17 protein-coding genes and 1 pseudogene are annotated in these 13,699 nt (G+C 72.2%); 9 read left to right on the forward strand and 9 right to left on the reverse strand.

Features of this window, described 5'->3' with window-relative positions; translation table 11 throughout:
• Window positions 1-110: 110 nt before the first annotated feature.
• On the forward strand, window positions 111-917 hold the full coding sequence (locus ACZ6ZT_RS33125) for an HAD family hydrolase (protein WP_469724025.1): 807 nt from the start codon (window positions 111-113) through the stop codon (window positions 915-917).
• On the opposite strand, the gene ACZ6ZT_RS33130 is transcribed toward ACZ6ZT_RS33125, so the two are convergent.
• Both ACZ6ZT_RS33130 and ACZ6ZT_RS33135 read right to left on the reverse strand, forming a co-directional pair.
• A complete protein-coding gene (locus tag ACZ6ZT_RS33130; protein WP_469724026.1) occupies window positions 908-1,294 on the reverse strand; it encodes a hypothetical protein in 387 nt (128 codons plus the stop codon). The genes ACZ6ZT_RS33125 and ACZ6ZT_RS33130 overlap by 10 nt on opposite strands.
• Complete coding sequence (locus ACZ6ZT_RS33135; protein WP_469724028.1) at window positions 1,291-1,482, reverse strand: hypothetical protein; 192 nt, start codon at window positions 1,480-1,482, stop codon at window positions 1,291-1,293. The genes ACZ6ZT_RS33130 and ACZ6ZT_RS33135 overlap by 4 nt, the downstream gene beginning before the upstream one ends.
• A gap of 148 nt (window positions 1,483-1,630) precedes the next feature.
• Between ACZ6ZT_RS33135 and ACZ6ZT_RS33140 the strand changes: the two genes are divergently transcribed.
• From ACZ6ZT_RS33140 to ACZ6ZT_RS33150, 3 genes are read left to right on the forward strand one after another with little or no spacing between them, the layout of a single operon-like run.
• Window positions 1,631-2,467 (forward strand): helix-turn-helix domain-containing protein, encoded by an 837-nt coding sequence (locus ACZ6ZT_RS33140; RefSeq protein WP_469724029.1) that lies wholly within the window; start codon window positions 1,631-1,633, stop codon window positions 2,465-2,467.
• Entirely contained in the window at window positions 2,464-2,658 is a 195-nt protein-coding gene (locus ACZ6ZT_RS33145; RefSeq protein WP_469724030.1) for a DUF397 domain-containing protein, read from the forward strand. The genes ACZ6ZT_RS33140 and ACZ6ZT_RS33145 overlap by 4 nt, the downstream gene beginning before the upstream one ends.
• Window positions 2,659-2,678: 20 nt before the next feature.
• The gene (locus ACZ6ZT_RS33150) at window positions 2,679-2,873 is read left to right on the forward strand and encodes a DUF397 domain-containing protein (RefSeq protein ID WP_469724031.1); all 195 of its coding nucleotides are present in this window, start codon (window positions 2,679-2,681) and stop codon (window positions 2,871-2,873) included.
• Between the two features lie 61 nt (window positions 2,874-2,934).
• Here ACZ6ZT_RS33150 and ACZ6ZT_RS33155 read toward each other — a convergent pair whose 3' ends face one another.
• The 3 genes from ACZ6ZT_RS33155 to ACZ6ZT_RS33165 all read right to left on the reverse strand — a co-directional run bounded on the left by ACZ6ZT_RS33155 (window position 2,935) and on the right by ACZ6ZT_RS33165 (window position 5,789).
• A complete protein-coding gene (locus ACZ6ZT_RS33155; protein ID WP_469724032.1) occupies window positions 2,935-3,132 on the reverse strand; it encodes a hypothetical protein in 198 nt (65 codons plus the stop codon).
• A 77-nt stretch (window positions 3,133-3,209) separates the two neighbouring features.
• Window positions 3,210-3,578, reverse strand: coding sequence for a hypothetical protein (locus tag ACZ6ZT_RS33160; RefSeq protein ID WP_469724033.1), 369 nt, complete (start codon window positions 3,576-3,578; stop codon window positions 3,210-3,212).
• 201 nt (window positions 3,579-3,779) lie between these two features.
• The gene (locus ACZ6ZT_RS33165; RefSeq protein WP_469724035.1) at window positions 3,780-5,789 is read right to left on the reverse strand and encodes a CocE/NonD family hydrolase; all 2,010 of its coding nucleotides are present in this window, start codon (window positions 5,787-5,789) and stop codon (window positions 3,780-3,782) included.
• Window positions 5,790-6,125: 336 nt separating this feature from the next.
• On the opposite strand from ACZ6ZT_RS33165, the gene ACZ6ZT_RS33170 reads away from it, so the two are divergent.
• The 4 genes from ACZ6ZT_RS33170 (at window position 6,126) to ACZ6ZT_RS33185 (ending at window position 9,287) form a co-directional block, all read left to right on the forward strand.
• On the forward strand, window positions 6,126-7,136 hold the full coding sequence (locus ACZ6ZT_RS33170) for a polyprenyl synthetase family protein (protein ID WP_469724036.1): 1,011 nt from the start codon (window positions 6,126-6,128) through the stop codon (window positions 7,134-7,136).
• A gap of 226 nt (window positions 7,137-7,362) precedes the next feature.
• Window positions 7,363-8,568 (forward strand): LolA family protein, encoded by a 1,206-nt coding sequence (locus ACZ6ZT_RS33175; protein WP_469724037.1) that lies wholly within the window; start codon window positions 7,363-7,365, stop codon window positions 8,566-8,568.
• Between the two features lie 96 nt (window positions 8,569-8,664).
• A complete protein-coding gene (locus tag ACZ6ZT_RS33180) occupies window positions 8,665-8,868 on the forward strand; it encodes a hypothetical protein (RefSeq protein WP_251050317.1) in 204 nt (67 codons plus the stop codon).
• Window positions 8,865-9,287, forward strand: coding sequence for a hypothetical protein (locus ACZ6ZT_RS33185; protein WP_469724039.1), 423 nt, complete (start codon window positions 8,865-8,867; stop codon window positions 9,285-9,287). Before ACZ6ZT_RS33180 ends, ACZ6ZT_RS33185 begins: the two co-directional genes overlap by 4 nt.
• A gap of 17 nt (window positions 9,288-9,304) precedes the next feature.
• Here ACZ6ZT_RS33185 and ACZ6ZT_RS33190 read toward each other — a convergent pair whose 3' ends face one another.
• From ACZ6ZT_RS33190 to ACZ6ZT_RS33200, 3 genes are all read right to left on the reverse strand, one after another.
• Window positions 9,305-10,621: a M28 family metallopeptidase gene (locus tag ACZ6ZT_RS33190; protein ID WP_469724041.1), complete on the reverse strand. Its 1,317-nt coding sequence runs from the start codon at window positions 10,619-10,621 to the stop codon at window positions 9,305-9,307.
• A 203-nt stretch (window positions 10,622-10,824) separates the two neighbouring features.
• Window positions 10,825-11,811 (reverse strand): EamA family transporter RarD, encoded by a 987-nt coding sequence (rarD, locus tag ACZ6ZT_RS33195; protein ID WP_469724043.1) that lies wholly within the window; start codon window positions 11,809-11,811, stop codon window positions 10,825-10,827.
• 99 nt (window positions 11,812-11,910) lie between these two features.
• On the reverse strand, window positions 11,911-12,765 hold the full coding sequence (locus ACZ6ZT_RS33200) for an SDR family oxidoreductase (RefSeq protein ID WP_469724044.1): 855 nt from the start codon (window positions 12,763-12,765) through the stop codon (window positions 11,911-11,913).
• Window positions 12,766-12,890: 125 nt separating this feature from the next.
• Between ACZ6ZT_RS33200 and ACZ6ZT_RS33205 the strand changes: the two genes are divergently transcribed.
• Window positions 12,891-13,277 carry a winged helix-turn-helix transcriptional regulator gene (locus ACZ6ZT_RS33205; RefSeq protein ID WP_469724046.1) on the forward strand — a complete coding sequence of 129 codons (387 nt, stop codon included), beginning with the start codon at window positions 12,891-12,893 and terminating at the stop codon, window positions 13,275-13,277.
• A 57-nt stretch (window positions 13,278-13,334) separates the two neighbouring features.
• Here ACZ6ZT_RS33205 and ACZ6ZT_RS33210 read toward each other — a convergent pair.
• Window positions 13,335-13,699: pseudogene (locus tag ACZ6ZT_RS33210) on the reverse strand (2-oxoacid:ferredoxin oxidoreductase subunit beta); the annotation flags it as partial.

Below are 13,699 nucleotides of genomic sequence, written 5' to 3' on the forward strand. Positions count from 1 at the left end.
GGGTGTCCCGGGGGCTGGTTGACACGTTACGTGGCAGGTGGGGTCTGTGGGAGGCCGGATTCGGGCGCTATTTGTAGGACTTGTCCAAAGGGGTCCGTATCCTTGGCGCCGTGACTTCCGCCCTCCCCTTCGCCTTGATCGCCACCGACCTGGACGGGACTCTGCTCTGCGCCGGTGACACCGTCTCCGCCCGCTCGCACGCGGCGCTCGCGACGGCGCGCGCGGCCGGCGCCCAGCACATCGTCGTCACCGGCCGCCCCGTTCCCCAGGTCCGGCACGTCCTGGACGACCTCGGCTACACGGGGCTCGCGGTGTGCGCGCAGGGCGCGCAGGTGTACGACGCGGCGCGCGGGCGCCTGCTGCGCTCCGTCTCCATGGACCGGGAGCTGGCGGAGGTCGCCCTCGGCAAGATCGAGGCGGAGGTCGGCGAGGTCTACGCCGCCGTCAACCAGGAGGGCCTCCACGCGGAGATGCTGATAGGGCCCGGCTACCGGATGTGGCACCCCCACCTGCCGACCGTCCGGGTCCCGGGGCGCGAGGACCTGTGGTCGGCGCCGATCAACAAGGTGCTGCTCCAGCACCCGCGGCTGGACGACGACGAGCTGACCCGGGTGGCGCGGACGGTGGTCGGGGACCTGGTGAACGTCACGATGGCCGGGGAGCACACGGTGGAGCTCCAGCCGCCCGGCATCGACAAGGCGAGCGGCCTCGCGCGGGCGGCCGAACTCCTGGGACTCGGGGCCTCCACGACCATCGCCTTCGGCGACATGCCGAACGACATCCCGATGTTCGCGTGGTCGGCGCACGGGGTGGCCATGGCCAATTCCCACCGGGAACTGGTGGCCGTCGCCGACGAGATGACCCTCTCGAACGAGGCGGACGGCATCGCGGTCGTCCTGGAGCGGCTCTACTCCTGACGGGGCGCAGGCGCGGGCCCGGGGCGGAGCCCGGTGGCCCAGGGCGGGGTGAGCTCCCAGGTGTGCGCGCCGGGGTGGGACAGGTACGCCCAGCAGCACTCACCGCGCCGGGTGCGGGCCGGGCAGTCGGGGAGGATGAGGACGGTTTCCAGCCACCCCGCACCCGGCTCGGACCACTGGGCCCACATCGCGCGGCCGGCGCCGGAGTCGTGGACCAGGTCCATGTGCGGCCCGGAGTGCTCTTCGAGGACGCACCGCAGGTCGGGGCCCGTGGCGAGGACGGCCCTGAGGGTCCGGGCGTCCCGGGCCAGCAGATCGGCGAGGTCATCGAGGTGGGCGGCGGACAGCGTGCCGCGGGCCGGGCAGGCGCCCTTCACAGGAGCCCCTGCGAACTCCGCGCGTTGCGCCGGGCCGTCTCGGCGCGCAGCCGCTCCATGGGGTCGGCGAGCCGCACCGCGCGCGGCTCCGCCTCCCACTCCGGCCCGCCCCGCACGGGCCGCAACACCCAGTACGGCCCGACGAGCCCCCGGAACTCCCCGACCGCGTTCTCACGACCGGTGTCCACGACGAGGGTTCCGGGGGGAGGGGGAAGGGGATTTCCGCACATGGGTGTTCCTCTCCGTAGCGAAGCGACTACCGTTCGCGTTCAGAGTGGGCCGTCCGGGGGAACGGTTCAACGTGTCAAAGCCGAACGGAAGATTGGTCACGAGCCTGTGAACCGCAAGGAGTTGAACCCGGAGGCCAGCCCCGAGGCTGCCTTCGGCGCACGTCTGCGCCGCTCGCGGGAAGAGCGCGGCTGGACGCAGGAACAGCTCGGGGTCCGGATGGGGTACTCCAGTACGCACATCTCGGCCGTGGAAACTGCCCGCAAGATTTCGACTCTGCCTTTTTCGCGCAGTGCGGACGCGGTCTTCGGTCTCACCGGAACCGAGGACGCGTTCGAGCGCCAGTGGCAGGAGATCCGGCACGGCGTACTGCTGGAGGGCTTCCCGGAGTTCCTCGGCTACGAGAGCCGGGCGGCGGAGATCCGGCTGTACGAGGTCGGTGTCATACCGGGACTGCTCCAGACCCCGCAGTACGCGACGGTGCTCGCGCAGAGCGCCGTCAAGCGCGGAGCCATCACCGCCGACCAGGCGGCCGAGCGCATCTCGATCGTCGCGCACCGACAGGAGGTGCTGCTGCGCACTCCCGCGCCGGTGATCCTCGCGGTGCTCGACGAGAGCTGCCTCCGTCGGCCGCTCGGCGGCCCCGAGATCATGCGGGAGCAGTTCACCCGGCTCCTCGAATTCGCGGAGCTGCCGAACACGGTGCTCCAGGTCGCTCCGTTCGACATGGGGGAGCGCAGGCCTTTTGATCTGCCGCTGTACATCCTGACCCTGCCGGACCGCTCGATCATGTCCTACGCCGAATCGGCCCAACGGGGCCATCTGGAGCGGGATAACAACACGGTGGTGCCCCTGCTGACGGACTACCATCAATTGCAGGCCGAGGCGTGCACGCAGGCTGCATCCGTGGCCATGATCGAACAGCTACGAAAGGGCACCTCGTGACGACCGAATCCCCCCGCTGGTTCACGTCCTCCTATAGCAACAACGGTGGCGCCTGCGTCGAGGTCGCCACCAACCTCGTCACCGCGCGTGGTGTGGTCCCCGTTCGGGACTCCAAGCAGTCCGACGGTCCGGTGGTGGACTTCGCCGCCGCCGCGTTCTCCGCGTTCGTCAACGGCCTCAAGGCCGTCTGACCCTAGCGAAGGGGCACCTCGTGACGACCGAATCCCCCTGCTGGTTCACCTCCTCCTACAGCGACAACGGCGGCGCCTGCGTCGAGGTCGCCACCAACCTCGCCGCCGCGCACGATGTGGTCCCGGTCCGGGACTCCAAGCGTCCCGCCGGCCCGGAACTCGGCTTCGCCGCCGCCGCGTTCGTCGCGTTCGTGGACGGCCTCAAGGCCGTCTGAGCGGTCCGCCGGGCCCCCGGGCCCGGCGGGCTTTGGCCCGGCCGCGGACAGCGGGCCCGCCTCAGAGGAGGTGCGGTGGTGGTACGACCAGGACCACGGCGAGGAGTCGGGGCCACATCCGGGGGAACGCCTGGGTCTCGAACCATCCTCCGGAACCGAGCGTGTGCCGCCGGGCCGTGCCGGGCGTGGGGTCGCCGAGTTCGACCGGGTCGATGCCGAGGTCCGCGAGTTCTACGATCTGGTCGGCGACGGCCTGCACTTCGTCTCGGACGGCTTCGGGGTAGCCGAACTCGTCCTCGGTGTGGAAGGCGTACTTTCACACCCAACGGTCGTCGGTCACCAGGCGGTCCCGCCGACCGCACGGACGCCCGCCTCCATGGCGGCGGCACTGCGGATGCGGCTGATCTCGGCGGCGATCTTCCGGGCTTCGGCGAGGTCGCCGGCTTCGCCGGCACGGGCCTCCAGTGCTCGGAGCCTGGCAGCGGTTTCCGTGCGCCGGGCGATGGCCACCTCGACGGCCCAGGCCTCGGTGAAGGTGCGAAGGGGCGTGGCGGACACCTCCGCACGTGCGCGGGCGGTGCTCGCCGCACGGTCACGGTCGAAGTCGGCGAGGAGGTGAGGGGCGATCTGGGCGAGGGCCGCGCGGATCGCCTCGGGCTGGACGGGCGGCTGCGGCACGGCCGATGGCTGGGGCGCGGTACTCATACGGCTTCAGCCCTTTCCCGCTGCTCCGGTTCGCCCGCCGGGCGGCCGCCGACGGGAGTGGTGGCGTGCCGGCGGGACCAGCCGTCACGGCGGCCCACCTCGCTGCTCGCACGAGCCGAGCGTAAACGGTCACCGACGGATGACGCCATGAGTGCCCCGTGACCGACGGGCGAGCCAAGGGCCCGCGGCCCCCGGCCCGCCTCAGCCCGCCGTGCGGGGGAGGCGGCGTTCCCAGGTGCGGTGGAAGACCGTCTCGGCGCCCTCCCGGCAGACGACCTCGTTCACCGTCAGGAAGCCGCCCTCGTCGCAGCGCAGCTCCGAGCGCGTCTCGATCCGGGTGTCCCAGCCCAGGTCGGGGCGGTGGAGGCGGATCCGCCACTGCGAGCGGCAGGCCGCGGACAGCGGGTCCGCGGCCTGGATCTCGTAGACCTCGGTGGCGTCCTCGCCGTACTCCAGCCCGTCCGGGTAGATCCGCGTGCCGCCGGGGCGGGGGTCCACCTCCAGGCGCCACGTCCCGCGCGCGACGTCCCGTACGACGAGGCGCTGCGGACGCGGCTCGTCCAGGGTCTCCGGGTACACCACGCCCAGCGGCTCCGCCTGTTCCGGCGCCTCGAAGACGATGCCGTGGTCCGTCGCGGGCGAGGCCGCGCGGATCGGGAGTTCCAGGGTGCTGCCCGCCGGGTCGAGGGTCCAGCCGGCTTGCGAGCCGGCCCGGGGCCAGATCCAGGGCCAGTACGCCGAGGACAGCGCGAGGCGGATCCGGTGCCCCGGCGCGAAGGAGTGCCCGATGGCGTTCAGCTCGAAGGTGACGTCCTCCTGCGCGCCCGGCGTCCATGGCAGCGCCCGCTCGCGCCCCCGGCGCGCGGAGAGGTTCAGCGCGCCCCGGGTCACCAGCGTCGAGGCCCCGTCGGGGGCCACGTCGCACAGCCGCGCCACGACTTGCCCGTAGGGGACGTCCATCCGCAGCCGAAGCGTCACCGAGGGGCGGCCGAGGATCTCCACCGGCTCGCCGTCCACCGGCACCGGGAACTCGAAGCACGCCGACTTCGCGTCCTCCTCGCGCTGGTCCGGCGGCAGGTCGGCGTCGTGGCCGAGGGGGCAGAAGCGGCCCGCGTCGATCCCGGTGTGCTGCGGCGAGGCCACGCGCACCGGGTCGCCCTGGAGCCCGTACGACACCGGCACCACCGTGGGCGAGGGCCACGCCCGGTCGCCGACCCAGCGGCCCTCCAGCCGCTCGTACCCGGTCGCCGGGGGGTGCGACTCGCTGATCCAGGAGCGCAGCAGCGGCTCCTCCATGACCCCGTTGTCCTCGCCCTTGAGCCAGTGGTCCCACCAGCGCAGGGTTTCCTGGAGGAAGCCGATCGCCGGGCCCGGTGGCAGCCCCTGGTCGGGGTAGTGGTGCGACCAGGGCCCGATCAGGCCCCGTACGCGCGAGGACGGCAGCGCGGAGACCAGCCGCAGCACGGTGTCCCGGTAGGGGTCGTGCCAGCCGCCGACGGCGAGGACGGCCGCCCGGACGGCCCCGGGGTCCTCGCGGACGCTGCCGTGGCGCCAGTAGTCGTCCCGGGTCTGGTGGGCGAGCCAGGTGTGGACCGGCGGCTCCACGCCCTCCAGCCGCTCCAGCCACCGCTCCCGCCAGCCCTCCCCGGCGTAGTGCGGGTCGGGCGGGAGGCAGGCGGAGGCGAGCAGGGCGGCCGACCGGGCGTGCGTGCCGACGCCGAGGACCGAGCCGCCCAGGTAGTGCGCGTCGTTGTCGTAGCGGTCGTCGGTGGAGCAGACGGTGACGACGGCCTTCAGCGCCTCGGGGGCCAGCGCGGCGATCCGGAGGCTGTTGGTGCCGCCCCAGGAGATGCCGAACATGCCGACCGCGCCGGTGCACCACGGGCGCGCCGCGAGCCATTCCACGACGGCGACCCCGTCGGCCAGCTCCCGGGCGTCGTACGCGTCGCCGGGGCGGCCCCCGCTGTTGCCGTGGCCGCGCGCGTCGACCCGTACGGAGGCGTAGCCGTGCCCGGCGTACCAGGGGTGGCGCCGGCGGTCGCGCGGGGCGGTCCCGTCGGTCAGCCGGCCGGGGAGGTACTCCAGCAGGGCCGGCACCGGCTCGTCGGTCACCGGGCGCCAGACGCGGGCGTACAGCTCGACGCCGTCGGGCATCGGGATCCGGACGTCCTCGTGGGTGCTCGCGTACGGGAAGTCGGTACGGATGATCATCGGAGGCGGTTCACCGGTCCCCTCGGTGGACGGGATGGGACAGCTCGCCGTACCGCTCGACCGGCCGGGCCCCGATACCGTTGCCGAGCACCGGGGAACGCCTCGGGGTGCCCGGTCTCGTCCATGGCGGGCGAAGTTCTGGACAAAACGTATTCTCCGGATGTTTCGGCTTCCACTGAACATACCGGTGCGCATCGGGCGATGCGCGCGTGGCGACCGGGCAGGCGCTCTGCGTGATCGAAAACGGACCGGATACGCTGGCTTGAGTGATGGCAGCGACACATCGACAATCCAGGTGATCGTCAGCGTGATCGTCAGCAGACAGGAGTACCCCTCGTGACCGTCGTCGGGCCGTTCGGACTGAGCGTGCGGGACCAGGCTCTTGAGACCGATGTCCAGGCCGGACTGGCCGCCGTCGAGGCGGGTCTGCTGGAAGCCACCAAGAGCGAAGTCCCCTTCATCACCGAGGCAGCGCAGCATCTGGTGCGCGCCGGAGGCAAGCGGTTCCGGCCCCTGCTGGTGATGCTCGCCTCCCGCTTCGGCGACCCCTACGCCCCCGGGATCGTCCCCTCCGCCGTGGTCGTGGAGCTCACCCACCTGGCCACCCTCTACCACGACGACGTCATGGACGAGGCGGACGTACGCCGCGGGGTGGAGAGCGCCAACGCCCGCTGGGGCAACTCCGTGGCCGTCCTGACGGGTGACTTCCTGTTCGCCCGCGCCTCGCACATCCTGGCCGACCTCGGACCCGAGGCCGTACGCGTCCAGGCCGAGGCCTTCGAGCGGCTGGTGACCGGCCAGATCCTGGAGACGGCCGGCCCGCGCGACGGCCGCGACCCGGTCGCCCACTACCTCGACGTCATCGCCGGCAAGACCGGCTCGCTGATCGCCGTCTCGGGCCGCTTCGGCGCCATGATGTCCGGCGCCGACGAGTCGGTCGTCGACATCCTGACCCAGTACGGCGAGCGCCTCGGCACCGCCTTCCAGCTCGCCGACGACGTCCTCGACATCGCCTCCGACTCGCACGAGTCCGGCAAGACCCCCGGCACCGACCTGCGCGAGGGCATCCCCACGCTGCCCGTGCTGCGGCTGCGGGAGATGGCCGAGCGGGACGGCGCCGCGGACGACCTGGAACTCGTACGCCTGCTCGACGGGGACCTCACCGACGACGCCCGGCACGCCGAGGTGCTCTCCCGGCTGCGGGTGCACCCCGCGCTGGAACGGGCCCGGCGCGACACCGTCCAGTACGCGCAGGACGCCCGCGCCACGCTGGCCCCGCTGCCCGAGTGCTTCGCGAAGTCGGCCCTGGAAGAACTGTGCGACGCGGTGGTCCACCGCGCCGGCTGAGCGCCCCCGGCACGGCGCGTCCGGGCCCCTGGGCCCCCGGCGACCCCTACGGGTCGGGGGCGAGGGGCCCCTCGCGTGTCATCCCACGGTCGTACACACGGTTGAGTCCGGGGGCTGACGCCCCGGGGCCGCGGATCTGGTCATATGGAGTCATCAACCCCACCGGATCGGGTGAGCGCGGTGACACGGGGGTCGCCGCCGTAGACACAGAGGGCAGGGCACTGACATGGCAGCGAACACGAAGACCTCGCGCAAGGCGGCCCGGTACGCCGTACCGGTAGCCGTCGCGGGCATCGCCGCGGCGACCGTGGCGATGGTCCCGGCCTTCGCCAACGCGGGCAATCCGGACCTGCCCAAGCTGACGGCGCAGCAGCTGATCGAGAAGGTCGCGGCCTCCGACGTCCAGCAGCTGACCGGCACGGCGAAGCTCACCACCGACCTCGGCCTGCCGAAGCTGGCCTCCGGCCTGCTGGGCGGCGGCGGGGTCGCGGGCGGTTCGGCCGACCCGCAGGACAAGGTGGCGCAGCTGGCGAACGGCACGCACACCTTCCGCGTCGCGGCCGACGGCCCCGACCACCAGAAGCTGACCTTCCTGGACGGCAAGGACGAGTACACCCTCGTCCACAACGGCGCCGACGTCTGGGGCTACGACTCCAAGTCCAACGAGGCCTTCCACGAGAAGGCCGACGGCCGCGGCGCCGAGCACGACAAGAGCGCCGACCGGCTCGCGGCCTCGCCGCAGCAGCTCGCCCAGGACCTCATCAAGGAGGCCGGCCCGACCACCGACATCGGCGTGGGCGACACCGCGCAGATCGCCGGCCGGGACGCCTACCAGCTGGTCCTGAAGCCCAAGCAGAGCGGCTCCACGGTCGGCTCGGTGCAGATCGCGGTCGACGCGAAGAACGGCGTGCCGCTGCGCGTGCGGCTGCTCTCCGCCCAGGGCGGCAAGCCGATCGCCGAAGCGGGCTTCACCCAGGTCGACTTCGCCAAGCCCGGCGCCGGCGCCTTCGCCTTCACCCCGCCCAAGGGCGCCAAGGTGACCGAGGGCGCGGACGGCCCCGGCGCGAAGGGCGGGGAGCACGGCAAGCCCAAGGCCCTGGAGGCCATCCCCGGCCTGGACGCGCTGACCGGCGGCGCGGCGGGCGCCGTGGGCGACGTGAAGGTCCTCGGCGAGGGCTGGACCTCGGTCGCGCGCGTCGACACCGGCGCCGGCAACCTCGGCGACCTCAAGAACGACAAGAACGACAAGAACGCGCCGAAGGAGGCCAAGCAGTTCATGGACTCCCTCGGCGACAAGGTCACCGGCAAGTTCGGCGCGGGCCGGATCTTCTCCACCCGCCTGGTCAACGCCCTGATCACCGACGACGGCAAGGTGTACGTCGGCGCGGTCACCAAGGACCAGCTGGTCAAGACGGCCGACTCGGCGAAGTAGCAACGTCACCGCAGGGGTGGCCGGGGACCTGTGTCCCCGGCCACCCCTGTCCCGTTCCCTCCCCGCGTACAGCACACCCGCTGTACCGTGAAGCCCATGTCGAGACACGTCACCATCCGCCTGGACGAAGAGTTCCACGAACGCCTCAAGGCGCGCGCGGCGGCGCTGGGGACCACCGTCACCGCACTGATCACCGAGGTGACGGAACGCGAACTCGACGAGGACCGGAAGTCCTTCCTGTCCGGCATCGACGAGTTCGCCGACCACTGGGGCTACTTCCAGGAGCGGTTCGGCAATTGAAGATCACCATGGAGTGGGCCTGGACCGCCCTCGCCCACCATCTGCCGTCGGATCCCGCCGTGTGGGACCCCTCCGGGGTCGCCGCGGCCGTCGCCCGGCACCAGAACGACCTGGTGCTGGTGCCCGAGCAGCCCGCCCCCGACACCGCCTGGCGGGCCGCCGCGTTCCTGCACACCCTCGCCGTGTGCCCCGCGCTGGAATCCCCGATGAACGAGTTCTACGCGGCCGCGGCCACCCGCTCGTACCTGCGGGTGGCCGGGGCGAGCCAACTGCCGTCGCCGGAGGAGCTGGGCGATCTGGTGGAGGCCGCCAAGCTGGGCCGCGCCGACATCGCGGCGGTCGCGGAGGAGCTGCGCGCCCGCATCCAGGAGCCGCTGCCGGCCTCGCTGCGGGCCCATCCGGACGGCGCCGGCGAGTAGGCGGGGCGGTCCGTCGCCTAGAAGGTGATCTTCCAGCTGTTGATGTAGCCGACGTCCTGCGCGCCGACGTCCTTGACCTGGAGCTTCCAGGTCCCGTTGGCGGCCTCGCTCGACGCGTTGACCGTGTAGGTGGCGATCACGTTGTCGGCCGAGTCCGAGCTGGAGCTCTTCAGCGGGTACGCCGTACCGTCCGGGGCGATCAGGCTGATCACCAGGTCACCGCGGTAGGTGTGGACGATGTTCACGTCCACCCTGGTGGTGGCGGGCGCGTTGCCCGGGACGCCGGAGACCGTGATCGGCGAGGTCACCGCGGCGCCGGGGGAGTCCGGGATGTTCACGTCCGCCGTGTTCTCGAAGGACCGGCCCGGCGGGACCGGGGTGGCCGCCCCGAGGTTCCAGACCGCGTACGCGATCGCGTCGGCGTTGCGGTCCAGGGCGGTGTCGTCGATGTTCGCCGTGGTGTCGCAGGAGGCGTGGTAGCAGCGGTCGAAGGCCTGGCCGGAGGTGCCGCCCCACTTCTGGGCCTGCGCGGCCGTCTTGGTGTAGTCGGCGCCGGAGAACAGGCCGCCGACCGGGATGCCCGCGCTCTTGAAGGGGGCGTGGTCCGAGCGGCCGTCGCCCTCCGTCTCGATCTCGGTGGGGATGCCGAGGCCCGCGTAGTAGTTCTTGAAGGTCTGCTCGATCGTCGGGTCGTCGTCGTAGACGAAGTAGCCCGGGTTCGGCGAGCCGATCATGTCGAAGTTGAGGTAGCCGGAGATCTTCGCCTTCTCGGCCGACGGCAGGCTGTTCACGTAGTACTTCGAGCCAATCAGGCCCAGCTCCTCCGCCCCCCACCAGCCGAAGCGCAGGTGCTTGGTGGGCTGGAGGCCCGCGCGGGAGACGGCCAGCGCCGTCTCCAGGACGGCCGCCGAACCGGAGCCGTTGTCGTTGATGCCCGCGCCCGCGGTCACCGAGTCCAGGTGCGAGCCGGACATCAGCACCGCGTTCGGGTCGCCGCCCGGCCAGTCGGCGATCAGGTTGTAGCCGGTGGCGCCGCTGGAGGTGAAGGTCTGCAGGGTGGTGGTGAACCCGGCGGCGTCCAGCTTGGCCTTCACGTAGTCGACCGAGGCCTTGTAGCCGGTCCGGCCGTGGGCGCGGTTGCCGCCGTTGGCCGAGGCTATGGAGGAGAACTGCGCCAGATGGGCCTTGACGTTGGCCAGCGGGATGTCGGGCGGCGTCGGCGCGGCGGCGGCGGCCGTCGGCGCGGCGAGCGCGGCGGGAGAGGTGGCGGCCAGCAGGCCCGCGACCGCGAGGGCGGTCACGGCGGCCAGACGCCGGGAGACGGACAGGCTCATGGGGGGCTCCGGAATTCCGTTGGGGATGAGACGGAACGCGCGGTAATCGAGCAGGTGAACGCTCGTGCGCCAGTGCGAGCCTGATGTTCAGCGAGAAGGTGACAGCCCGTCAAGGCCGCGATCCGGTCAGGGGGGTTCGGTAAACGGACGGTCCCCGGTACGAGGGACTCGTACCGGGGACCGGGTGGCGGGAGGGGAAGCCGTTACGCGGGTTCGCGGGCGGTCGTCCCGTCCGCCGGGGCGCTCGCGGCCGGCGGACCGGCGGGCGCCGCCGCGGCGGCGGCGGCCTCGGCGAGCCGGATCCGCGAGCGCCGCGATCCCCGCAGCGCGTCCCAGGTCAGCAGCACCAGCGCGACCCAGACCAGGGAGAACCCGGCCCAGCGCTCCGGCGGCATCGCCTCGTGGAAGTACAGCACCCCGAGCCCGAACTGGAAGACCGGCGCCAGGTACTGGAGCAGCCCCAGCGTCGACAGCGGCACCCGGATGGCGGCCGCCCCGAAACAGACCAGCGGGACCGCGGTGACCAGCCCGGTCGACGCCAGCAGGGCGGAGTGCCCGAGCCCCTGTGCGGCGAAGGTCGAGCGGCCCTCGGCGCCGAGCCACAGCAGGTAAGCGAGCGCGGGCAGGAACAGCACCGCCGTCTCGGCGGTCAGCGATTCCAGCCCGCCCATGCCGAGCTTCTTCTTGATCAGCCCGTACGTGGCGAAGGAGAAGGCCAGCGTCAGCGAGATCCACGGCGGCCGCCCGTGCCCGACGGCCAGCACCACCACCGCCACCAGGGTGATGCCGACGGCCACCCACTGCACCCGGCGCAGCCGCTCGCCGAGCACGAGGACACCGAGCGCGATCGTGACCAGCGGGTTGATGAAGTAGCCGAGGCTGGCCTCGACGACCTGCCCGTTGTTGACCGCCCAGATGTACAGGCCCCAGTTGACGCTGATGACGCTCGCCGCGAGGGCGGTCAGGGCGAGCTTGCGCGGCTGGCGCAGCAACTCGCCGATCCAGCGCCAGCGGCGCAGCGCGAGCAGCGCGATCCCGACCACGGCCAGCGACCACACCATGCGGTGGGCCAGGATCTCGATCGCGCCGGACGGCTTGAGGAGGGGCCAGAAGAGCGGGACCAGCCCCCACATCCCGTACGCGCCGAATCCGTAGAGCAAACCCGTGCGCTGCTCGTTCTCCGCCTTCACGGGCCCTCCAGTGCGACTTCCGGCCAATCTCACAACCTCATGAAGGTAACGCCGCGGGAAGCCGCTGTCATGTCCGTTCCAGCGAGATACTCATGACACTCAGGCGAGGGTGTCCGCGATGGCCCGGGAGATCGGGGTCGTCGGCCGCCCGATCAGGCGCGCCAGGTCCCCGCCGGTCGCGGCGAGGCGGCCGCGCGAGATCGCCGCGTCCACGTCGACCAGGATCGCGGCGAAGCCCTCCGGCACCCCGGCGCCGGTCAGCGCCTCCAGGTGCGCCTGCGCGGGGAGGGCGGCGTACGCGACCTCGCGGCCGGACTGCCGGGCGACCTCGTCGGCGTACTCGGCCAGGCTCCAGGCGGTGTCGCCGGACAGCTCGTAGACCCGGTTCAGGTGGCCCTCGCCGGTCAGCACCGCGGCGGCCGCCGCCGCGTAGTCGGCCCGCGCCGCCGAGGCGATCCGGCCCTCGCCCGCGCTGCCGAGGACGGCGCCGTGCTCCAGGACGACCGGCAGCTGGGCGGTGTAGTTCTCGTGGTACCAGCCGTTGCGCAGGAAGGTGTAGGGCAGACCGGAGTCCAGGACGGCCTGCTCGGTGACCTTGTGCTCGGCCGCCAGCTCGAAGTCGGCCTCGGGGCCGCCGAGGATTCCGGTGTAGGCCAGCTGGGCCACCCCGGCCGCTTCCGCCGCCTTGATCACGGCGGTGTGCTGCGGGACGCGCCGGCCGACCTCGCTCCCGGAGATCAGCAGGACGCGGTCGCCGGCTCGGAAGGCGCCGGCCAGGCTCGCCGGGTCGTCGTAGTCCGCGACCCGCACCTCGATGCCGCGTGCCGCGAGGTCGGCGGCCTTCTCCTCGTTCCGTACGACGACGGCGACCGCGTCGGCGGGGACCTTGGCCAGCAGCTCCTCGACGACGAGACGGCCGAGGGATCCGGTGGCTCCGGTGACGACGATGCTCATGATGGGCTCACGCTTCCGTGGGGTGGGGTGGGGGTGGTGTGTGGTGATGTGTGGTGCGGTGATGACACCAGCCTACGGAGAGCGCTAACTATTCGTAAGTACCCACTTCAAAGTAAGGTACTGGTATGGAAGTAAGTGCAAGCCCGGTCCCCACTGTCAGCGTCAAGGCCCCGATGTGTCCCTCGCGCGGGATCCTGGAACACGTCACCAGCCGCTGGGGCGTCCTGGTCCTCGCCGCCCTGTTCGAGCGCTCGTACCGGTTCAGCGAACTGCGCCGCGAGGTGGGCGGCGTCAGCGAGAAGATGCTCGCGCAGACCCTCCAGACCCTGGAGCGCGACGGCTTCGTCCTGCGCCACGCCCGCCCGGTGATCCCGCCGCACGTCGACTACTCCCTGACGGACCTCGGCCGGGAGGCCGCCGAACAGGTCTGGGCGCTGGCGCGCTGGACGGAACGGCGGACGGACGCGGTGCAGGTGGCCCGGCTCGCGTACGACGAAGCCCGGACCCCGTAACGGGATCCGGGCTCCGGGCTCTCCGGCCTCCGGCTTCGCCCGGCCGGGTGCCGTCGGTCAGCCGGTGACGGTCCAGGTGTCGCCGCCGGCGAGCAGGGTGGCCAGGTCGCCCTTGCCCTTCTGGTCGACGGCCGTCTCCAGCTGGTCGGACATCAGGGTGTCGTACACGGGCCGGACGGTGTCGCGGAAGACGCCGATCGGGGTGTGGCGCAGCGTGTTCGGGTCCGCGAGGCGGGAGAGGGCGAACGCGGTGGTGGGGGAGGCGGTGTGCGCGTCGTGGACGAGGACCCGCCCCTCGTTCTCCGGGGTCACGGTCACCACGCCGAGGTCACCGGTGGCGGGGTCGCGGACCACGCCCAGGCTGTCCTCGGGGCCGAAGCGGATGGGCTTGCCGTGTGCGAGGCGGATGACGGCTTCCTGGG

This window comes from Streptomyces sp. NPDC102258, assembly GCF_055584685.1.